This is a genomic window from Leptolyngbya sp. Heron Island J, assembly GCF_000482245.1.
Taxonomy (GTDB): domain Bacteria; phylum Cyanobacteriota; class Cyanobacteriia; order Phormidesmidales; family Phormidesmidaceae; genus Leptothoe.
On sequence record NZ_AWNH01000008.1, the window covers coordinates 18,325 to 40,633 of the forward strand.

18 protein-coding genes are annotated in these 22,309 nt (G+C 50.0%); 10 read left to right on the forward strand and 8 right to left on the reverse strand.

The genetic code is table 11. The features are described 5' to 3' along the window. The first annotated feature begins 1 nt into the window (after position 1). From N836_RS74320 to N836_RS72705, 9 genes are all read left to right on the forward strand, one after another. Positions 2-286 (forward strand): element excision factor XisI family protein, encoded by a 285-nt coding sequence (locus N836_RS74320; protein WP_071789016.1) that lies wholly within the window; start codon positions 2-4, stop codon positions 284-286. A 78-nt stretch (positions 287-364) separates the two neighbouring features. Then, positions 365-952, forward strand: coding sequence for a YdcF family protein (locus N836_RS41250; RefSeq protein ID WP_023070361.1), 588 nt, complete (start codon positions 365-367; stop codon positions 950-952). Between the two features lie 370 nt (positions 953-1,322). After that, entirely contained in the window at positions 1,323-1,739 is a 417-nt protein-coding gene (locus N836_RS41255) for a XisH family protein (protein WP_023070362.1), read from the forward strand. Further along, positions 1,727-2,062 carry a XisI protein gene (locus tag N836_RS41260; RefSeq protein ID WP_023070363.1) on the forward strand — a complete coding sequence of 112 codons (336 nt, stop codon included), beginning with the start codon at positions 1,727-1,729 and terminating at the stop codon, positions 2,060-2,062. Before N836_RS41255 ends, N836_RS41260 begins: the two co-directional genes overlap by 13 nt. Positions 2,063-2,329: 267 nt before the next feature. Beyond that, a complete protein-coding gene (gene metK, locus N836_RS41265; protein ID WP_031291288.1) occupies positions 2,330-3,484 on the forward strand; it encodes a methionine adenosyltransferase in 1,155 nt (384 codons plus the stop codon). Between the two features lies 1 nt (position 3,485). Continuing rightward, a complete protein-coding gene (locus N836_RS76255) occupies positions 3,486-3,644 on the forward strand; it encodes a hypothetical protein (protein ID WP_023070365.1) in 159 nt (52 codons plus the stop codon). Positions 3,645-3,710: 66 nt separating this feature from the next. Next, positions 3,711-5,096: an adenosylhomocysteinase gene (gene ahcY / locus N836_RS41270; protein ID WP_023070366.1), complete on the forward strand. Its 1,386-nt coding sequence runs from the start codon at positions 3,711-3,713 to the stop codon at positions 5,094-5,096. 637 nt (positions 5,097-5,733) lie between these two features. Then, complete coding sequence (fcl, locus tag N836_RS41275) at positions 5,734-6,678, forward strand: GDP-L-fucose synthase (RefSeq protein WP_031291289.1); 945 nt, start codon at positions 5,734-5,736, stop codon at positions 6,676-6,678. Positions 6,679-6,707: 29 nt separating this feature from the next. Further along, the gene (locus N836_RS72705) at positions 6,708-9,455 is read left to right on the forward strand and encodes a protein kinase domain-containing protein (protein WP_023070369.1); all 2,748 of its coding nucleotides are present in this window, start codon (positions 6,708-6,710) and stop codon (positions 9,453-9,455) included. 286 nt (positions 9,456-9,741) lie between these two features. On the opposite strand, the gene N836_RS41280 is transcribed toward N836_RS72705, so the two are convergent. Further along, positions 9,742-10,386 carry a response regulator transcription factor gene (locus tag N836_RS41280; protein ID WP_023070370.1) on the reverse strand — a complete coding sequence of 215 codons (645 nt, stop codon included), beginning with the start codon at positions 10,384-10,386 and terminating at the stop codon, positions 9,742-9,744. 48 nt (positions 10,387-10,434) lie between these two features. Then, on the reverse strand, positions 10,435-12,408 hold the full coding sequence (locus tag N836_RS41285; RefSeq protein ID WP_023070371.1) for an ATP-binding protein: 1,974 nt from the start codon (positions 12,406-12,408) through the stop codon (positions 10,435-10,437). Between the two features lie 756 nt (positions 12,409-13,164). Here N836_RS41285 and N836_RS41290 point away from each other — a divergent pair. Next, positions 13,165-14,481 (forward strand): AAA-like domain-containing protein, encoded by a 1,317-nt coding sequence (locus tag N836_RS41290; protein ID WP_023070372.1) that lies wholly within the window; start codon positions 13,165-13,167, stop codon positions 14,479-14,481. On the opposite strand, the gene N836_RS41295 is transcribed toward N836_RS41290, so the two are convergent. The 6 genes from N836_RS41295 to N836_RS77350 all read right to left on the reverse strand — a co-directional run bounded on the left by N836_RS41295 (position 14,471) and on the right by N836_RS77350 (position 22,136). Then, the gene (locus N836_RS41295) at positions 14,471-14,875 is read right to left on the reverse strand and encodes a hypothetical protein (protein WP_023070373.1); all 405 of its coding nucleotides are present in this window, start codon (positions 14,873-14,875) and stop codon (positions 14,471-14,473) included. The genes N836_RS41290 and N836_RS41295 overlap by 11 nt on opposite strands. Before the next feature lie 323 nt (positions 14,876-15,198). Next, positions 15,199-18,750: an AAA-like domain-containing protein gene (locus tag N836_RS41300; protein WP_023070374.1), complete on the reverse strand. Its 3,552-nt coding sequence runs from the start codon at positions 18,748-18,750 to the stop codon at positions 15,199-15,201. A gap of 69 nt (positions 18,751-18,819) precedes the next feature. After that, entirely contained in the window at positions 18,820-19,767 is a 948-nt protein-coding gene (locus N836_RS41305) for a glycosyltransferase family 2 protein (protein ID WP_023070375.1), read from the reverse strand. 160 nt (positions 19,768-19,927) lie between these two features. Continuing rightward, positions 19,928-20,146: an antitoxin TumA gene (gene tumA, locus N836_RS41310; RefSeq protein ID WP_023070376.1), complete on the reverse strand. Its 219-nt coding sequence runs from the start codon at positions 20,144-20,146 to the stop codon at positions 19,928-19,930. Between the two features lie 85 nt (positions 20,147-20,231). Then, positions 20,232-20,816, reverse strand: coding sequence for a Uma2 family endonuclease (locus N836_RS41315; protein WP_023070377.1), 585 nt, complete (start codon positions 20,814-20,816; stop codon positions 20,232-20,234). A gap of 87 nt (positions 20,817-20,903) precedes the next feature. Further along, positions 20,904-22,136 carry a restriction endonuclease gene (locus N836_RS77350; protein ID WP_023070378.1) on the reverse strand — a complete coding sequence of 411 codons (1,233 nt, stop codon included), beginning with the start codon at positions 22,134-22,136 and terminating at the stop codon, positions 20,904-20,906. Positions 22,137-22,309: the final 173 nt, after the last annotated feature.

A 22,309-nucleotide genomic window follows, 5' to 3' on the forward strand; every position in this document is an offset into this window, starting at 1 on the left:
GTTGGCTTCGACTCCGCTCAGCCAACGACTCCGCTCAGCCAACGACTCCGCTCAGCCAACGACTCCGCTCAGGGGACGCTTATGTGTTTTCGATGCCGAAATCCGCAACGACAGAATTTGGCTCCACCACGATGGCCTGAATCATGGCATTACTGAAGACTGGCTGGCTGCTAGTGTTTCCAAAGAACAAATCATTTTAGCGTTTCGCCCTCTCCATAGTCGCCAGCATACTGGATTACGCGGTTGTTTAGACAAAGCAGCTCATACACGGCATCCTAGCTTTTAGCCGTTCACCAGGAGCCACTAACACACTGTCTGGGTTAAAGTACATTTATGTACATTGACTGCTGCGGTATTCAGAATCATGGCTAAGTTTTGGCGGCAGTGGCTAATTCATAGCGCGATCGCACTCACAACTACTAGCCTGCTGATCGTCCTATCGATCAAAGCCAGGCTGGAGATTTCAGCCTATCAATCCCCCCGCCCTGAGGCCATCCTGGTGCTGGGTGGCGGTAATACCCGAGAGCCTGCTGCCGCCCAACTAGCCGCCCAAAATCCAGATCTCGACATATGGGTATCCAGCGGCCTAGGTCCCACCCAAGCAAACGAAATCTTCTCAGCCCAGAACGTTGTCCTAACTCGGGTCAACCTGGACTATGACGCCACCGATACCGTAACAAATTTTACAACCCTGGTTGCCGAACTACAGACCCACAACATTCGCCATATCTATTTAGTCACCTCCGACTTTCACATGCCCCGCTCCAAAGCCATCGCCTTCTGGGTGCTCGGCAGTCGCGGCATTGCCTACAGTCCGGTCACTGTTCCCTCCAACACACCACCGGAGCCGTATCACAAAATCCTGCGAGACGTTGCCCGCAGCTGGCTATGGCTCATCACCGGTCGCACTGGCTCCAGCCTGGACCCTGATCCGCCAGTTCGGTCTTCCTGAGAGGAGAGAGGGGAGATTGTACGGAGATAGATAAAATCTGGCGTTGCTGATCCTCGGTATGATTTTGTCTTGAAGATGTTGCTGTGTAGCGTTTCTCATCGATCGGTTCATCCTCTAAATCAGCAGCGGCTAAAATCTCAGGTTGGGACTGTGGATGGGGTGATGGGGGAGTTCAGTCGCGAGTGCTAGAGCGATTTAATCTGACGGAGGATAACACCTTTTGATTTGCCTATCAATATCGTCATCAACTTGCTATCGGGGCCTACTCAGATTGCTTCATTTCAGGTTCGGTCGCCTTCACATACAGCACCAGTTCAACTAGATATTGAAGTGAGCTTTATAATGACTGTGTAAGGTTTGGAGCACCGCTGTGGCCAGGGACACATTTCATAACGTTGTCAGGACAGCACTCCTAAAAGAACAGTGGAAAATCACCCATGATCCCCTCGACTTGAAAGTGGGTGGTGTCGACATGGAAATTGACTTGGGTGCAGAAAGGATAATAGCTGCAGAACGGCAAGGTCAAAAAATTGCTGTCGAAATTAAAAGTTTTCTAAGCCAAGCTTCTGCAATTAGCGAATTCCATCGAGCACTCGGACAGTTTATAAACTATCGAACCGCTCTTGAATTTTACGAACCAGATCGAGTTCTCTATCTAGCTGTGCCAGATTTAACGTTCAACAGCTTTTTTCAGCTCGATTTTCCGAAAAGAGTTGTCAAAAACAATACTCTCAAGCTCTTAATTTATGATGTTTCAGCCCAGGAGATCGTGCAATGGATAAATTAAACCAGTATCAAACAATCATCCAGGACCTGTTACTAGAACACGCTAAGACAAAACCAGCTTATGGAGATATCGAAGTAGACGTTTCCTTCGATGCCGAGCGTCATCATTATCAGATCTGGCACACAGGCTGGTTACAAAAACGCTGGGTCCATCACTGCCCGATGCACTTTACTATCCGCAACAACAAAATCTGGCTACTTGCCAACTCCACTGAATACGATCTAGCTCAAGAACTTGTCGAGCAAGGCGTACCTAAACAAGACATTGTTCTGGGCTTTCACCCCAGCTATATGCGTGAACTGTCAGACTATGCCGTTGGCTAACGGTTATTTCCTGTCTACAAACTACTGACTGATCGCAAAACAGCATTGCTGGTTACGATCGCCTCATCAGCATGCTCATTACCTCATCAAGTAAGGTAATGCAAAAGCTTGAAATTTAGATCTGCGTACACGATTAGCCGACTTAGGGAGAGGCAAACTATCGCCAAAAGTCTGATCTACAAATTCATGGTGACACGTATCAATTATTATACGATAGGCCTACATTTAGACCGCTTGACCTCCTATCTGTAACTGCTATTTGCCATCATGAGTTTATACAGTACATTTACCTCAGAGTCCGTATCCGAAGGCCATCCCGATAAAATGGCTGACCAGATTTCTGACGCCATTCTTGACGCGCTGCTTAGGGATGATATCCACTCCCGTGTGGCCGTAGAAACCATGGTCAAAACCGGTATGGCCATCATTGCTGGCGAAGTGCGGACTAGCACCTATGTGGATCTAGAAGATATTGTCCGCGATGTCATTCTAGACATTGGCTATGACAGCTCCGATGTTGGATTTGATGGCGCTTCCTGTGCAGTAATCAATGCCATTGGCAAACAATCTGCTGATATTGCCATGGGTGTGGATGAAGGCGAAAACAAAGACCTGGGAGCAGGGGACCAGGGCCTGATGTTTGGCTATGCCACCAGCGAAACGGATGTGCTGATGCCAGCGCCGATCTACTACTCCCATCGGTTAGTAGAACGCCAGTCTTATTTACGTAAAAACCGAGTGCTGCCCTGGCTACGTCCTGATGCCAAAAGCCAGGTGACACTACGCTACGAAAATCGCAAGCCCGTGGCGGTTGATGCGGTAGTTCTGTCGACTCAGCACGATCCAGATATTTCCCTAAGCGACATCCGTGAAGCGGTGATGGAAGAAATTATCAAGCCGGTGCTGCCTAACCAGTGGCTCCATGCTGAAACCCAGTATCACATTAACCCGACGGGCCAGTTTATTATTGGCGGTCCCGTGGGTGACTGCGGGCTGACCGGGCGGAAGATCATCGTGGATACTTATGGCGGTATGGCCCGCCATGGTGGGGGTGCCTTTTCCGGTAAGGACCCTTCCAAGGTAGACCGTTCGGCGGCCTATGCCGGTCGCTATGTGGCTAAAAATATTGTTGCTGCTGGCCTAGCGGACCTGTGTGAAATCCAGGTGTCCTATGCGATTGGTGTGGCGGAACCGACATCGATTTCAGTCAATACTTTTGGCACCGGCAAACTGGAAGACGACAAAATTGCCATGCTGATTCGTGAGCATTTTGATCTACGTCCCCAGGGACTGATTAATATGCTCGACCTGCGTCGGCCTATTTATGGACCCACGGCGGCCTATGGTCACTTTGGGCGCGAGCTGCCTGACTTTACCTGGGAGAAAACGGATAAGGCTGAGCAGCTGAAGGCTGCTATGTAGGATGTTTGTCGTTGCTGCTCCTCGGTCTGACTCGATTGGCAAGCTGCCGATCGGTGACGCTTTTAAGCGCTCGGTTCATCGTCCCAAGCAGCAACGACGACAGCTGGCCTGTTTGGACAACTTTACGTACATGAGCAGTCGGTGTAGCGGCTGCTTATAAACTGGTCTGGCGGCATAATGAAATGTACGGTCAGATCACGTCTGTCAAATTAAGCACTAGGAAATCATGAGCGCAAATTTACTTACACGGGACTATAAGGTCGCTGATATCAATCTGGCTAGCTGGGGTCGTAAGGAAATTGCGATCGCAGAAGGCGAAATGCCAGCCCTAATGGCTATTCGCAGCAAGTATAACCAAAGCAAGCCCCTGGCTGGAGCCAAGATCATCGGCTGCATCCACATGACCATTCAGACTGCCGTTTTGATCGAAACCCTGATTGAGCTGGGTGCTGAAGTCCGCTGGTCGTCCTGCAACATCTTTTCAACCCAGGACCATGCCGCCGCCGCCATTGCCGAAGCCGGTGTACCCGTCTTTGCCTGGAAAGGTGAAACTGAAGAAGAGTACATGTGGTGCATTGAGCAGACCTGTCGTACCCCTGAAGGCGAACTGTGGAATGCCAACATGATTTTGGACGATGGCGGTGACCTCACCGGCTACATCCACGAAACCTATCCCGAAATGCTCACCAATATCCACGGGGTGACCGAGGAAACCACTACCGGTGTGCATCGCCTTTACGAAATGCTGGAAAAAGGCGAACTCAAGATTCCGGCGGTCAACGTCAATGACTCAGTCACTAAGGCCAAAAACGATAACAAGTATGGCTGCCGCCACAGTCTCAACGACGCCATCAAGCGCGGTACCGATCACCTGATGGCCGGTAAAAAAGCCCTGGTGATTGGCTACGGCGATGTCGGTAAGGGCTCAGTCGCGTCTTTGCGCCAGGAAGGCATGATCGTCAAGGTGGCTGAAGTTGATCCCATCTGTGCCATGCAAGCCTGTATGGATGGCTATGAGGTCGTTTCGCCTTACATCAACGGTGTCAACGACGGTACTGCTGCTAGCGTTAACAAAGAGTTGTTGGCCACTACCGATCTGTTGGTCACATCTACCGGCAATGTCAATGTCTGTGATGCCAATATGCTGGCAGCGCTCAAGCCTAGCGCAGTTGTTTGCAACATTGGTCACTTCGACAACGAAATCGACACGGCCTATATGCGTAAAGCCTGGCAGTGGGAAGAGGTGAAGCCTCAGGTCCACAAGGTGTATCGCAGTGATGATCCTCAAGACTTTTTGCTGTTGCTAGCCGAAGGTCGTTTGGTCAACCTGGGTAACGCCACCGGCCATCCCTCCCGGATTATGGATGGTTCCTTTGCCAACCAGGTACTGGCCCAAATGTTCTTGTTTGAGCGTAAGTTTGCTGATCTGTCAGAGTCCGAGAAGGCCAATGCAATTACGGTAGAGGTACTACCGAAGCACCTTGATGAAGAAGTGGCTCGCTATATGGTCGAAGGCTTTGGTGGTGTGATCACCAAACTGACTCAGACCCAGGCGGATTACATCAATGTGGCTGTAGAAGGTCCTTACAAGACAGATAGCTACAAGTACTAAGGTGTGTGTGCAGACAAATAAACTACTGTTTTAAGAGGCTTGGCGATCTCTAATCGGAGAGTTGCGTCATTTGTCGGAGGCCCTCATCCCCCACCCCCTTCTCCCCACGGGAGAAGGGGAGTCAGATCAAAGTCCCTCTCCCACAGGGAGAGGGATTTAGGGTGAGGGCCAATGCAGTACCTAGAGCGACTTTTCAGTCTAATCTTCTAGATATGTATACACAGTAGCTTGGTAAGGGGAGGACTCTGTGCCTAATCATTAATAGCCTGGCTTCTTTAAACGAGGAGGCCAGGCTATTTTTGTAAGTGCTGCCCGTAGTCCATCCCCGTTCGCCATGCGGTCGGCTCCAGCATTCTGAGGGTTTTATCCGAAAATGTTCTGAAGTTTGGCTGTCCGAGTGAAGGGTAAATAAAGTAAATAGGTGGTTTTCCCCTGGCTTTGATTAAAGTCATTTGTCCACTCAGGAGAACCTGTCAGCTGAGGATAAACTTAGAATGGCAGCCACCTATATTGGTTCGGCATTGCTGATTTTTGGGATGGCTTTAGATATGAGCAGCTTTTGAATAGCAACGCTTCTAGATCGGTTCATTCCCTAGATCAGCAATCGTATTCATTTTTTACCGATATCATCACCATTATGGAAACTAACGCCAAGATATACGTTGCTGGCCATAATGGCCTTGTTGGTAGTGCAATTGTTCGTGCGCTCAAAGACCGGGGCTATACAAATTTAATTCTTAAAAGTAGCAAAGAGCTGGACCTGTGCCGTCAGGCTGATGTGGAGGCGTTTTTTGAGACGACTAAACCTGACTATGTCTTTTTGGCGGCGGCTAAAGTCGGTGGTATCCATGCTAATAACACCTATCGCGCCTCGTTTCTCTATGACAACTTGATGATTGAGGCCAATGTGATTCATGGTGCCTACAAGGTTGGTGTTAAAAAGCTATTGTTCCTGGGGTCCTCCTGTATTTATCCGAAGCTAGCGCCACAGCCGATGCGGGAAGAACACCTGCTGACGGGGGCGCTGGAGCCGACCAATGAACCCTATGCGATCGCAAAAATTGCGGGGCTCAAACTCTGTGAAAACTACTGTCGGCAGTATGGTGTAGATTTTATCTCCGCTATGCCCACTAACCTGTACGGCATCAACGATAACTTTGACCTGGCCAACTCCCACGTACTGCCAGCCCTGATGCGTAAATTCCACGAAGCCAAGCTCGCCAACCAGCCGTCGGCAGAAGTCTGGGGCAGCGGCAGCCCCCTGCGTGAGTTTCTCTATGTGGATGACCTGGCGGATGGTTTGCTATTCCTGATGGATAACTATAGCGGTACTGAATTTGTCAATATCGGTAGCAGCAAGGAAGTCTCGATTAAGGAACTAGCCCTGACTATTAAGGAAGTGGTGGGCTATGAAGGCGAGATTGTGTTTGATAGCAGTAAGCCCGATGGTACTCCCCGCAAGCTGATGGACCCAGCCAAGCTGACGGCCCTGGGCTGGCAAGCGCAAACGTCGCTGAAAGACGGGATTGCCAAAACCTATGATTGGTTCCTGCTGCATTATGAGTCCTTACGTGGGGTATAGATAGAGTTGCACTCACCCAAACTCTGACTATGGGTCAACTCCTGGCACATCGCTATCGCATTGAAAAATTTATGGGTCAGGGGGGGTTTGGTAAAGTTTTCCTGGCCCATGATCAGCAATTACCGGGCAGCCCTCTGTGTGTTGTTAAACAGCTCAATCCGATCCATACCGAGGCGTTAGAGACAGCGACTCGGTTGTTTAATCTGGAGGCGGAAACGCTCTATCGGTTGGGGGAACATCCTCAAATTCCGAGACTGCTGGCCCACATTGAGGAAGCGGGGGAGCTGTACCTGGTGCAGGAGTATATTCCCGGACAGTCTCTCGCGGATGAGTTTAGGACGAGCAGGCTCAGTGTGGACCAGGCGATTGCCTTTCTGCAGGATTTGCTGACGGTGCTGGCGGCTGTCCATAGTCAACAGGTGATTCATCGGGATATTAAACCGAGTAATATTTTGCGGCGGCAGGGGACCGGACAGCTGGTGCTGATTGATTTTGGGGCGGTGAAGGCGCTGCAGGCGGCACCCAGTGGCGATCTGACGGTGGCGATTGGTTCTCTGGGCTATATGGCTCCGGAACAGCAGGCGGCTCGTCCGTGTTTTGGTAGTGATTTGTATAGCTTGGGGATGGTTGTTCTCCAGGGGCTATCGGGTCGTCATCCTATGGGTTTTGAGATGCCGGTGACCTGTGCTGGGGTGGGGGTGAGGGTGCCGGGCTGGCTGGCTGGGGTGATTGATCGGCTGGTGTGTTTGGATCATCGTGAGCGTTTTGGGACGGCGGCGGCAGCGCTGCGGGCGTTGTGTGGGAGAGAGGGTGAATCAGGGAGGTCGACTCAAGCGACGATGTTGTTGGGAGATGCTTCTGGTGGGAAGTTGGGGGCGGGGGCGTTGGGTTTCAGGAGTTCAACCCAACCTACGGTTCCGTCTGCGTCTGGTTATTCTCAACAGGCTGATCGGAATCGGCAGGCGTTGTTGAATAAGGTGCGTCGCTTTTGGATTGAGGGTGTGCTTGATCGTTCTCTCCATGGTCAGGTGCTGCTGCATCTTGGTTTAGAGGAACGGCCTGATGCGATCGCGCCTCCCTGGCAGATTACCTATGGGACTCCAGGGCAGTCGCCTCAGCCTTTGCCAGCAGGTACTCAGGTCAGTCATGTATTTGAGGCCATTGGTGAGGGGCGGACGTTGCTGATCTTGGGTGAGCCGGGGGCGGGTAAAACGACAACGCTGCTGAGTCTGACGCGTCAGTTGTTAGAGCGACCGTCTCAGCGGTTGCCGGTAATTTTTAATTTGTCGTCGTGGCTCAATGGTCCCATTGAACCGTGGCTGGTGAAAGAGCTGAATAGTAAATATCAGGTACCTAAGGCCATTGGCCGCCGCTGGGTGGATGAACAGCAGTTGCTGTTGTTGTTAGATGGTCTAGATGAGGTGGGGTTCGGCCGTCGAGCTGCCTGTGTGGCGGCTCTCAATCAGTTTCATCAAGACTATGGTCCCGAGATGGTGGTTTGCTGTCGCATTCGTGACTATGAGATTCTTCCCCATAAGCTACAGTTCCAGGCAGCGCTTTACTTACGCCCTCTGACAGACAAACAGATTTTGACCTATCTCAATCGTCCAGATCAGGGATTGACGGGACTAAAGTCGTTGTTGGAACAGAATGCGGCTGTGCAAGATACGACAACTTCTCTGCGGTCCCTGGCGCGCTCGCCCTTGATTTTAAACATTATGGTGCTGACCTATCAAGGTGTATCTTCAGCAGAGATTTTACGCCTGGGTCAGCATCAAGACTACCGTGACTATCAACATCAGTTGTTTGATGCCTATATTCAGCGGATGTTGGAGCGACGTCCGCCCGGTGCCTATCGGCCTGAGCAAATTAAGGGATGGCTCCGGTCTCTGGCGCAGCGATTGGTCATGACGTCCCAGACTGTCTTTTTGATTGAGCGCATACAACCGGATTGGCTGCAGCCTGGGCTGAGATGGGTATATGTGGCGGGGTTGTGGTGTAGCTTTTTTGCGATCGCAATTCTGCTCGGAGCCCAGGTCTTGGCTCCCGATCGGTTGTTGTTGGCGGTGGTGTTGGGGGGGCTCATTTGCAGTCGCATCTTTGGTGTTAGTCGTATTACCCCAGCTGAAACCCTGCGCTGGTCGTGGCGACAGGCGCGCAATAATTTGCTGTTGGGTCTCACCCTGGGGCCGCCCATCGGCTGGAGTCTTAAAGTTGGTTTTGGGTTTATATTTGGCGATGGTCCCTGTCTACTCAATGGCACCTGTCTTGCTAACCACAGCCTGATTGGCCTAGCGTTTGGTGCCACCCTCGGTCTGACGTTTGGCCTGATTCGGGGCTTGAGTGGGAAACAGGTGGGGAATACTAGTCGACCCAACGCGGGGATCTGGCAGTCTGTCCGCAATTCTACCCTCTTTGCCCTGGTATCCATGGTCACTCTCTATGTACCTGGATTTCTGTTGGGTAATACTAAAGCGTCGTTCTGGGCCGCTACTGGTCTGGCGTTTGGCTTTGCTGCAGGCGGCGGTGAGGCGTTGATTAAACACACTCTCCTCAGGATGATGCTGACCATGAGCGGAGCCACTCCCTGGAACTACAGTAAATTTTTAGACTATGCTGTGGCCAGTATCTTTTTGCAAAAGGTCGGGGGTGGCTATATGTTTGTTCACCGACTGTTGTTAGAGCATTTTGCAGCACAAGGAAAAGAGAATGACCCGTCGCTGACGCGGGTAGCGAAAGCATCTACAGTGTTGGGTTCTACGGATAAAAAGACATGATAAAGCTGCAATCTTCAATTTGATGAAGACCTGACAAACGTGGGAAATATTGATATTGTAGTAAATGGTATAACCTGCTACAGAAGAATTAGGCCTTTAAATTATGTATTCAACCGTACTTTTAATGCTTGGGGCGTTGGTGATTGTGATTGTGATTGTAGCTGTTGCAGGCTCCAAGTTTAGCTAAGGGATCAGGATTTTATCAGATCCCCAAACATGTTGTTTGCAGAGGCGTTCCATGGAACCCCTGCACGGTAAAAGATAGGACCTAATTGAATCCTCATTCCTAAGTCAAAGTTGTTTCCAATAGGTACTCAAGGTTGGGAACTCGACCCAACATTTTGATTTCAGCGGCGCAGACGTTCTGTACCAGAGCAATACTGCGCTCACGCTGTTCAGAGGGAGGCAACGTTTTAAGAGTATTGATAACAATGTCTAGCTTGACAACAGCATCATTTAACTGTTGTCTCATATCTTTGAGTAAAGCGGTCTGGTCGTTATTTAATCCTGCGTGTAGCAGTTGGCTCTCTTTTTGTAACTCTGATATTTGAGCCTGTGAAATCGCTTGTTTTTGTAAACGGCTTTCAACAGCGCTCAGGACTTCTGAACGGGTAAAGGGTTTGGTTAGATAGTCGTCAGCGCCTAACACCATACCCCGACGAATGTCGCTCTTATTGGTCAGTGCGGTCAGAAAAATAAAGGGAATTCCCATGGTTTTGGGTTCCTGTCGTAGAGCGCGTAACACGTCATACCCATCTAGTTTGGGCATCATTACGTCACAGATGATCAAATCTGGAGTATGTTCCATGGCCCCGATTAGACCAGTCATACCGTTGTCTGCACCGACGACGCTGTAACCCTCCAATTTGAGCAGCTCTAGCAGGTTTGCTCGGATTTCTACTTCGTCTTCAATTATGAGTAACTTAACCATATTTTTTTTGTAAACGTGACATTTCTAAGTAGATACACAAGTCGTTCCCTAGGCTTTTACCAGATTGCCCGAGAAAGCTGTAGGGTTACCAGAGGTGAGGATGGGAAGAGTGACAATGAATGTGGTACCGCTGCCAACGGTACTTTCAAAGGTAATGTGACCCTGGTGAAGTTCAACAGATTTTTGGATGATGGCTAATCCTAATCCGGTACCTGAAATGGTACCGACATTAGGGCCGCGTACAAATGATTCAAACAGTGTAGATCGAGCGTCTTCGGGAATGCCGATACCGTGATCCTGCACTCTGAGTTCAAGCTGTTTGTCTGCGGTGTCTAGTGTCACCAGGACTTCACCACCATTGGGAGAATAGTTAATGGCATTGGACAGTAGATTGGTCAGGATATGACGCATTAGTTTGCGGTCGATCGGATGGGGAGTGCTGGAGAGTTGCGATCGCAACACCAGGGTGTGTCTGTTTGTACTGATCTGCAGTTCCTCAATAATTTCCTGGCAAAAATCATTTAACACCAACGGTTGTGGATTAAACTCGATACGACCTGCTTCTGCCTTGTTAATTAGGAGTACATCATTGAGCAGCTCTGTCATATGGGTAGCGGCTGTTTGAATTTTATAGAGATACTGATGCTGTTTTTCAGGAGTCCACTTGTTTCCATAGTGCTCCAACAACTCTGCTGATGACAAAATTGTTGTTAAGGGGGTGCGAAACTCATGGGATGTCATCGACACAAACCGCGTCTTCATCTCATTTAACTCTCGCTCTCGTTCTAGGGTGTAACGGATCTCTGTTTCAACTTGTTTTCGTTTAGTGATGTCGCGAATAATCACCATAGCTTCTTGAGTGGCACTGTGGACAATGCGTGCTTCAAAATGGAGGATTTTGTCGTCGGCAGTGAGCTGAAACTCAAGTATTTCAATGCCTCCAGTTGTTAATACTTGATTGATGCGCTGCTGCATGGCGTCTGCTACGGATGGTGTTAGCACATCTGCCAAATTATGATGTAGACAGCTAGCGGGGGAAAAGGGAAGCGTATGGTGTTTGGGTTCGCTAAAGTTAACAAATTGACCGCTGTGGCTAATGCGAAACATAGGGTCTGGAATTGCATTAAGCAGTGCCCGATTAGTAGCATAGCTGGCCTGGAGAGCGGTTTGTTCTTGTTTTAGCCGTTCTGTTGTAGCCAGTAGCTGGGTGGTGCGCTCCTTAATCTGGGCTTCTAGCTCGTCGTGCAGGAGCTGGAGTTCAGCTTCTGCACGTTTGCGGTCTGTAATATCAACTAGATAACAACGAATCAGGTCGCTTTGAGGGATGTAGTGAAACGTCTGTTCAAAGATGCGATCGCCCACTGAGATGTTGCGAATAAAGTTGTGTTTTTCATGGGCTTTAACAGTGTCAATAACTCCATCTAAGATCGGATGACTCAATTTGGCCAGGTTGATGGTGGGAAATTGGCTGACGGCAGCAGGGTTGAGATAGGTCAGCTCACCCGTGAGAGATAGCTCAATAATTGGGTGGGAGAAAAGCTCAGGAAAGGAGGCCAATCGGATAATCGCAGCATCCTGTATCCGATCTGACTCAGGAACAGGCGATGCATCTACGGGGGCTGCAATCAAGGTAGCCATATATTTGGCGGCGTCTTCGCCACCGGACAGCAACCACTGCATGTTCTCATCTTCGACAGTTGTATGGTAGCGAACCTTGACGTTGGCCCCAAACACAATTTCATCACCGTGGTGCAAGTTTTGGGAACTACAGCGTCGACCATTGACAAATAGCCCATTGGTGCTAGGTTTACCTTGCAAATTCCCGTCAATGATGCGAAACCCATAATCGTCCTGACCAGGGTGGATCACCCTTAGTAAAATGGCATGCTGGCGGGACACTTCTTTGGAGTGTAAGACGATTGAGTTGCTGGCATCACGCCCAATGGAACCGGAATCAGCTTGTAAACTAACCGCCCGTTTACCCTGGTCGTCTTCAATAATAAAAAGATGTTGCATACCCATAGAGCACTATTCGTTGGGCCTAAGTCTCATATCGGATAGCCCGCCATCAGTCTTCCCAATTCTGTGGGTATAGAAACGGTGTATAGCTACATCTCTGACCACGCTGAAAATAATCTTCCTAAGCCTGTTGCTTTAAAAGAGAACAAAGGTGGGATAAGTCTGTTTATTATCAAAGCTGGGTTTGACGGTTCCACTGAGATAATCTAATGTCCGATAGCTACTTTATTTCTCAGTATTTCTATAGAAGCAAAAGACTGTTGTTTTTATCTCCCTGATCAGCTAAAAAGAGATAAGATAGTCTAGACTAAATGTTTTTAGCGCACAAGAAGAGTAATAGGAGGGAAAACCAGAGTAGGGAGCGTGACGCCTTTCATTTTTACGTGAGCTCCCTCAACCTTTGCAAATATCTGTTAGCTTGCCCATTCGTTATTATGTAGTGGCTCTCGCCTACCCTTTGACTCATTTGCAGCATCATTAGTCAAGCTGACTCTAAGAATGTCCGTAAGTCCATTAAAACGTCCCCCCTTATTTATATTGATAGGTTTAGTCCGATAAGCTAGACCTATGGCTAATGAATAACTACTAAATGCTTATCCCACAAAGGTTTCCATAAAATGCCGTATCAAAACTACACACTGGATGACAAAATAGGACGCAAGCAGCCTGATATATTAGTGGCTTCCTAATGTCTATGGTTAATAGGAGCAATACCCACTAACAGTGATTTCCTATACATCTTATTGATGGTGGCGGCCCATGTCTCCTGAAGATGCCATCACACTGGTCGACAAACTCCTTTCCCCGTATCGGTTAACGGCTATCCAAGAGGTCGTTTTTAGACGATGCTGGCAAGGTTCAACCTACGCGCAAATTGCTGCCACTGAGGGCTACGATGCTGACTATGTCAGGGTTACGGGCTCTCGTCTCTGGCAAAAAATTTCCCACGTATTGGGGGAGCGAGTTACAAAAAAGAATATTCATGCGGTTTTACGGCAGCAGGCCTATCAGCTGCATCAGCCGGAAAAGCCCGGACCCTGGTGGCCTGGCCTGGATCAAGCGGATACCACCTTCCCCGGAAGCCCTCTGCCGTTAGGCTCTCCCCTATACATTGAACGGCCTCCGGTGGAAACCCAGGCCATGGGGGAATTGTTAAAACCCGGTGCCTTACTCAGGGTACGTGCCCCGGAACGTTGGGGTAAAACCTCCCTGGTTAACCGCTTAGTGGCCCAGGCTCAAACCCTTAATTTCAAAGTCGTGCGGCTCAATTTCCGGCAGGCGGATGGGGGCATACTGACCAATTTTGATAAATTTTTACGTTGGTTTTGTGCCAACATTGCCCAGCAGCTCAAACTGACGGTGCAGCTAGATGATGTGTGGAACATGGATCTAGGCAGTAAGGTCAGCTGTACTAACTATATGCAAATGAGTGTGCTCAGTTCGCTGCAGCAGCCGCTCTTATTGGTGATCGATGATCTCCAGGCGGTGTTTGAGCATCCCACCATGGCCCAGGAATTTTTGCCTATGTTGCGGGTGTGGCACGAGGAAGCCAAAAATTTGACTGAGTGGGGCTATCTCCGACTGTTGGTTGCCTATGCTACTGAGGCTTTTATCCCGCTACAAATCCATCAATCGCCGTTTAATGTGGGTTTGCCGCTGCGGTTACCGGCCTTTACCCTAGAGCAAACCCAGCAGCTGGCCCAGCGCTATCGGATTGGCTGGGATCATGGCTTAATCTCGCTCCATACTCTAGTGGAAGGGCATCCATATCTGATCCATCTGGCTCTGTACAACTTGAGTGTGCATAAGATGGATCTGAAGCAGCTACTCGATGAAGCACCTCAACAAAGCGGGATCTATAGCGACCATCTACGTAGCTATTTAGCCATTTTTGAGGCTGAACCGAATTTGGCGCGTACATTTTATCGAGTGATTGAACAGGAGACGGCCGCAGAACTAGAGCCCATGACCGCCTATCGTTTGGAAAGTATGGGGCTGGTTACCCTGGTGGGGAATACCGCCACCGCTAGCTGTAATTTGTACAGACAGTATTTTGGCGGGCGACTTACGGGTTGACGTCTAGGGAGCGGTTGAGGGCCGCAATGCTGTCCAGGGGCGTGACTAGCGGTCGCAGGGCCTGAATGTGGGCGAAGATGTCTTCAGCGGTGTAAGGGGCATAGAGATGGGCGTCGGCCCCGCTTGGACGGCTACGGTCAGTATCATGGTCGGCACAGACAATGACCGGTACATTGCCTAAAACGGTGCTGCACTTGATGCGATCGCACACTGCCTCCGCCGTAGAGACAATTGCCGACTCAACAATAATTAACTCAGGTGAAACAAAGCTTAGCACTGGCAGCAATGCCTGATTAATATCCACCTGAAAGACTGACAACCCGTGCCAGTGCAACAAATCTGCCAGTAGTGTTTGAGACTGATCAGTACTTCCAACAATTGCAATAGCCTTCATAATCTTATCTCCTGTGATCCTGCCAATCGCTTGGTAATACTGACGGCAATATTGATACGATTTTGGGAACGTGGGCAGAGAGTCTCTCAAAAGCAGAGACTATAACTACAAAAACGACAAGCTTGAGCAAAAAGCTTCCCTAGGGAATTTTGCTCAGCTGCGGTAATAATCTAATTTCTCTAATGACTGCAAACCCGTGTGCGACTAGGGTGTGAATCAAAAGATATCCTATGAACTAACTCACCATGAAAGCAATTTAAGGGAAAACACGGAAAATGTGTAAGGTGAAAAAAGTAATTTAAAAGAACTTTCTAACCGTCTTTCTAGATACCCCCACTACATAGCTGGCGATCCGCATCCGATAGATTGGCACCATAGCTCAGGTAGTCGTCAAGCCAGCGGCAGCCATCGTCGAGCAGCTGTTCGAAGCTACGATTATCCTGCCAATTCCAAAGGATGATTCTGCGATCATCGCCGCTGGAAATCAGGGTTTGACCATCGGGACTAAAGGCGACGCCCCAGGTCGCGCCGTTGTGGCCATATAGGGTGGTAACTAGGGTACCGTCCTGTCGCCAGATACGTACAGTGCGATCATAGCTGCTTGATGCTAGCAATTTGCCATCAGGGCTAAAGGCCACATTGTGAACGCGGCCGCGATGGCCCTCCAGGACGGCGATGGGCTGCCCGGTAATCGACCATAGTCTAATGGAATGATCGGCACTGGCGGAGGCAATGGTCTGGCTGTCGGGGCTGACGGCGACGCTCCAAACGGGGGCACGATGGCCGTGGATGCTTTTACGAAGCTCCCCCTGCCGATTCCAAATTTTGATCGTGTGGTCCCAACCGGCGGACACCAGATACTCGCCGTCCGGACTGTAGGCAATGCCATAGACGCGATCGCGATGGCCCCGTAGGGTGTGCATCAGGTCGCCATTGGGTCGCCAAATTTTGATGGTTTGGTCCCAGCTGGCGGAGGCAATTTCATCGCCTTCAGGACTAAAGGTGACGCTCCAGACGCGATCGCGATGGCCCCTTAAGGTTTGTAACAACGCTCCCTCAGGCCGCCACAGTTTAACGGTTTGGTCCCAACTAGCAGAGGCCAGGGTTTGACCATCGGGGCTAAAGGCTACCTGCCAGATGCGGTCGGTGTGGCCCTCCAAAACAGTCCTGAGGTTGCCCTGCCAGTTCCATAGCCGAATTGTTTTATCCCAGCTACCGGCGGCGATGGTCTGTTGGTTCAAGGCCAGATTGGTCACCGGACCTTCATAGCCATGGAGGGTTTGTGGGATTTTATCTAATCGCCACAGCCGCACCGTACTGTCGTCACTGCTGGAGGCCAACATCCCACCATCGGGGCTAAAATCAATGCCCCAGGTGCCTGCATCATGGCCATCTAAGCTGGCGACCAGGGTGCCGCTGCTGGTCCATAGTTTAATGGTATTGTCCAGGCTGGTTGAGGCTAGCTGTCGACCGTCGGGGCTAAACGTTACTTGCCAAACCCGATCTTGATGGCCCTGTAAGGTGATAGTCGCGCTTTCCCCGGTGGGTTTTTCAGCATCTTTTTCAGCATCTGTATTGAGGCTGCCATCCGCGTTCAGCTGCCACAGCTTAATGGTTTGATCATCACTGGCCGAAGCCAGCAGTTCGCCATTGGGGCTAAACGCCAGACCGTAGACAGGTGCCTGATGCTCCTTGAGTTCGTTTAACAGCTTTCCGCTAGTGGCCTCCCAGAGCTTAATGGTCTGGTCTGCGCTGGCGGTGGCCAATATTAAGCCATTGGGACTGATGGCCACCTGACTAACACTGGTCTCATGGGCTGGAATATCTAATAACAGTTCACCTGTTCTATCCCAGAATTTCAGATGACCATCTTCACCGCCGGTCACCAGGGTTTGGCTATCCAAGGAAATGTCTATGGCATTGACTCGCCCCTCGTGGCTGCGCAGCGTCAATGGCGGTGCTACTACTGTAGGAATGTCGTTGTCGTAGCTGATGGGCCAGATTTTCGCGGTGGTATCAGCACTGGCGGAAACAAGATATTCACCATCGGGGCTAAAGGCAACATCCCAAACCGCATTGGTATGGCCGCTGAGGGTGGTAATCAGCTGACCGTTGGCGTGCCAGAGCTTCAGGGTATTATCCCAGCCAGCTGAGGCCAGGTATTGGCCATCGGGGCTAAAGGCGACACCGTAGACAGGTGCACCATGACCCCGCAGCTGATTTGCTTCGGTAATGCTCTGGAGGGTGCGCCGCAGAGTTTGTTCAACCTGTTGTTTTACCCTCGGTTCAGGGACGGGTAAACGCTGCAGCTGCTGGGCGGCCCGCACTGCTTCCAGTAAGGATTGCAGCCGATCGTCCTGGTTAAATAGCGCATCGGAATAATAGCTAATGGAAAGCGCCTGATTGTTTTGATTATCTTGTCGAGTTAACATTGTCTGCCGAGACTGGCGATAGGCCAGCATAGCGATGCTGGTAATGCTCAAAAAGGCGACTCCCATGCCCACTAACAAAAAGCGTTGTAAAGTCACATTGCGTTGTTGGGCTTCGAGGCGGGCTTCAAGTTCTTTCAGCCGTTCCGATTCCAATGCCTGCTGTACCTCTTGCCGATCTACGGCAACGCTGTCTGCTAAAAACTTATAGTCCAGGTCGCTGAGCTGTTGGTCTTTGGCCCAGGCCTGGGCTTCTGTTAACGACTGCCCCCGCAACAATCGGGAGCGGTCCTGTTGCCCCGATTGAATCCAGGCTTCAAAGGCTTGGGAATAGGGACGTAAGCGCACTAGATGATAGTCAACCCAGTGGGTGTTAAATACTTCTCGATAAATCCGGTTGCGGATGGTGAGCTGCCCGGCTTGTTTGACCACCAGACCCGAGAGTAACAACTCTTCTTGTAGATGATTGTCTTCGAGGGATAGGGGCTGACCTGATAACAGTTTTTTGTAGCGGCCCAGCAAACGGCTAATCAGTTGGGGGCGAGCGAGCAGGCGATCTTGGATAATGCGTAAATGGGGCGGTTCGTCTTGGGATTCCCAGTTTTTGATCAGCTGCGATCGCACCAGCGCATCCACCCAGATCGGTTCCGCATAAATTTCTGTTCGGGGCAACAGATTCGTCACCACCATCTGACAGAGTTTTTGAGTCAAAAACGGTTGGCCATTGGTCCAGGCCAAAATATGTTCTAGTGTCTCATCCGCATTGGCTACCGTTGGCCTTAACCCGTCGCTCAGAGGCATCGCCTCGGCAACCGTAAAGCCGCTCAGTTCAATCGCCGTGCCAATATTAAACGGCGTACGATTTGGATTCTGGCAAAGGTCCGTTGGAGTCGCTACACCAAACAATGCAAAGGTAAGACGACGGTAATCTGGGCTATCGACCCGCTGATTATAACAATACCGAATCAGTGCAAACAGGTCGTCAGCCGCAAAGGGGAGCCCCAGAACACTATCAATCTCATCAATAAAAATAACAATCTTTTCCGCCACCAGCTGTTGCAGAATCACATCCTTCATAAAGTGATCCAGTCGCTGTACTGCCGATAGGCTATCCCCCTGTTGCCACCATTGTTGAAAATCACCGCTGAGCTGTAAACTCCGCCATAATTCTGCCGCAATGCCCATGTACCACTTTTCCGCCGTGATATTGTCGCTGCCCAGGTTAGTCAAGTCAATGGAGGCACAGCGGACACCGTCCTGTTCGAGCCGATGTTTAGTTCTCACCCGCAGGCTAGATTTACCAATTTGCCGTGTATTAAACACATAGCAAAACTCTCCTCGACCCAGACTTTCGTAGAGGTGATCGTCGGCCTGGCGTTTGATGTAGGTGGGGGCCTGGGCGTGAAGACTGCCGCCGACTTGATAGCGGGAGGGGGAGATGAGCATGGGAGAGGGGAGGGGAGGGCGGAAGAGGGCAGAGAGTAGAAAGTAGAGGAGTTTGTTGAACTTTATGAATTACTCAAGTACTAGTTTGGCGATGGGTGGAGTGGTTTTTTGCTTGCGAAAATTTACGGCTTGGCGGAGCAGCTGCCAGGCTTTGGGGGAGAAGATGGCAGGGATGCTAAAGCTGAGGGCAATGGGAAATTGTTTTTGTTTGAGGGCGACGATCATCCAGTGAAGGCTGAGGTATTGACGGATGGTGGTGAGGGTGGGTAGTTTGTCCTGGTGTTTGGGGCTAACATGCTGGTAGATGCGTTCTTTGATCAAAATATTAGTATCGAGGCGGCGCTGTAGGGTGATTTTTTGGTCATAACCGCCTGGCCAGACCGTACGATAGGCCAGACATTGATTAATAAATAGGGCATCGCCGTAGTCAGCAACGCGAATCCAGGAGTCGATATCGTCAAAGCCGGTCATAGATAGATCCCAGCCGCCTGATTTAAGAAAAGCGTCGCGGCGGACAGCCACCTGGATCGGGGTACCAAAGGGGACGACTTCTAAAAACATGCCGTAATGGATATCGGCCTGGGGAATATAAAACGCCTGGCCTGGTCCGGTGATGGGGGTCCGGCTGAGTTCCTGGCCATTGGTGTCGACCTGGGCGGCCTGGCAAGAACAAATGACCGCCGTCGGACGTTGCTGGATGGCCTGGGTTATGGCTTCGATGCAGTTGGGGGCCAGGTAGTCGTCGTCGTCGACGAGCTTAATCCAGGTGCCGGTGGCTTGCTCTACGCCAGCGTTGACTGCGCCGGAGTGGTTGGTGTTGGTGGCGTTACGGTGGTAAAGCACACGCTCACCCAGGCTTTTGACGTATTCCTGGGTGCCGTCGGTGGAGGCGTTATCAACGACGATGACTTGACAGGGGATGGTCTGGTCGAGGGCGGTGGCGATGGCGCGTTTGAGTAGCTCTAATCGGTTGTAGGTGGTGATGACGATACTGAAGGTGATGGTGTCGGGTTCCATGAGCCCTGGCCTCGTGAGTTGCTCCCCGCTATTGTGCCAAATCTTAGGGATTGTATTAACGCTAGTTTTATGAGATAGCTGAAATCCTAATACATCTCATACTTGTTTGATCGCTTCGATCTTAGAGATAAAGTATTACGCAAAAGTATTGTGCAGTATTTTACTGGCTGGTAGTTAATTGTTGGTGTATGGCTAGATAGTGTTGATAGTTTCCAGCACATTCGACAAAAATTTCATAATCGGAAGTTTCGCCCTGGCTATATTTGGTAAAAAACTCTGCTGAGTCCATTTTATATTGGATTTCATACTCGTAGAGCTGATTTGTGAGCGAAACTAGGGCATCAATAGGTGAGGTGTATTCAATAATCTGTTTTCGCATTGTTTTTTCCTGAGTTAAGATTATCCGCTAACTCAAGATCTCCCTTAGAAAGGGGGGATTGGTGACTGGTCGGTGGTGGACTGCATTATTGTTCATCAAATTCTACCGCTTCATAGAGTTCCGCCAGGGCTATCTCCACACCAACAGATTCCAGTCGAAAGCTAGCCTCTAACCCCCGATACTTAGTCAATAACCACTGGTCTGCCGACTGCCTGGCATAATGATCCACCTGGGGCCGATACTGATCGATTAGCACATATTCCTCAAAACTCTCGATGGTGCGATAGGCCTCAAACTTGTCACCGCGATCATAATTTTGAGTAGATTTTGAGAGCGTTTCCCCAATCAAAATAGGATTCATCACCGTGTCCTTTCGCCCTGGCTTCAGGTCTGGTGGACGTTTTGTCACCATCACGTCTGGATAGATGTATAAGTTCGTATCGGGAATCCAAAGCCTTTGATCAGTGACAAAAATGCTGTAAGGTTGCCTTCGCAATGCCGCTGTTAGCAGAAAAACAAACATTCGGATAATCTCATTATGCTCAGGTGTTCCCCCTGTCATCTCAACAATTTCTCCATTGCGAAATTCACTGCGTGTCTCTGATTTCACCTCTAAAGCCAGATATTCCTCAGCGGTGTAGGTTTTTGTCTGTGGTGTTGCGATAGTCATTTGTTAGCCCTCCTGCTCTTACTCAAATGGTATAAACCTTGCCTAACTTGAGAACGATAGTTTTCCTGTAAAAAGCAATCCCAGACGTTAACCTGATTGCGGCTGGTCACCATTGCCTGCTTCATTTACCGTATTACCAATTAGCTGATCAAACCCCGTCTCAACTAGCTTGCTAAAGTCCGACTCAATCTCAAAAACCTCGGTAAACTCAGCAAATGCCCAGCGGCTATAGCTATCCAGGTTATTTACTCCTGACACCCAGTAACGCAGCATGGTATCAGCCTTCACCTTGGCGTCTTCACCCCTATAGCCCTTAAGTTCCACAATCAGGTTCAGTGGATCATCACGACCGTCATCCACCTGCACAATAAAATCAGGTAAATACTTTTTAGGCGTAGATCCCAGCCGATACGGTACTTCCAAGCCCAAATTGTGATTCTTTACGTAGGCCCGCACCCGAGGGTGGGCTTCAGCTACCCGGCAAAACTCCGATTCCCAATCGCTATTGCACACCACCCAATTGGCATGATTCAAATCCACCCCTTCACCGATAATGCCTTTATTACGAGTGGCTGAAGGACCGACCATAGCGGGGGGCAGTTCCAGCACTGAGTTCGCACTGAACTTAGCGGTTAGTCGAGTATCTGGCAGTTCTACCCGGTAGCCATCCACTCGGGTGAACTGAATTTCCAGATGGTCGCGATCTGGGCATACCGCTTTCACATGCACCGTTTGCCTGGGCGGGACCGGCTTCGCGATCACAGGCTTCGCTGTAAAGTCAAAGGGAATACCCAAGACATCGGCATATTCCACATTGAATTTGCCTTCCTCATTGATGTCATAGGACTGCCGTCGCAGCGCTCGACCAATCACCTGCTCACAAAGCAACTGCGTGCCAAACGCACGCATACCCAAAACATGGGTCACCGTATTCGCGTCCCATCCCTCAGTCAGCATGGATACCGACACCACGCAGCGAATTGACTCCCCCAGCTGGCCTTCTTTGCCAACGGTATTCATCACTTCCCGCAGCAAGTCCTGTTCGCTAATGTTTTGGCCAGCGGCCTGGTCACCGCTACGTTGCACCAGATCTTGTCGAAACCGTTCGATTTCCTCAGAAGCCTCAGCACAAAACGTTTTATCCAGTGCATCACCAGACTCTAGCTGCTCACTGTCAATCAGTAGCGTTCGCGGACGGGCTAATGGGTTGCCATACTTATCTGTGTTGCGAAATAAGTCTAAGCGTTCTGGGTAGGGCGTCACTTTACCATCCTCACCAACCCGCTCAAAGAGTGATGATCGTGTTGGTTGGTTGACCATCCTTATCTAGCTCCCAGTGACAAGCAGGATACTCGTAAGGAGAATTGAGAATCGGCTTGTCAAAAAATTGATCCGTCATACAGACGCATGAAAATGCAAATGCTTATTGCCTGTCCGATATCATGCACTAAAAAACCAACTTTTGTTGGCTTTTATCTCAAAGTTTTAAGAGA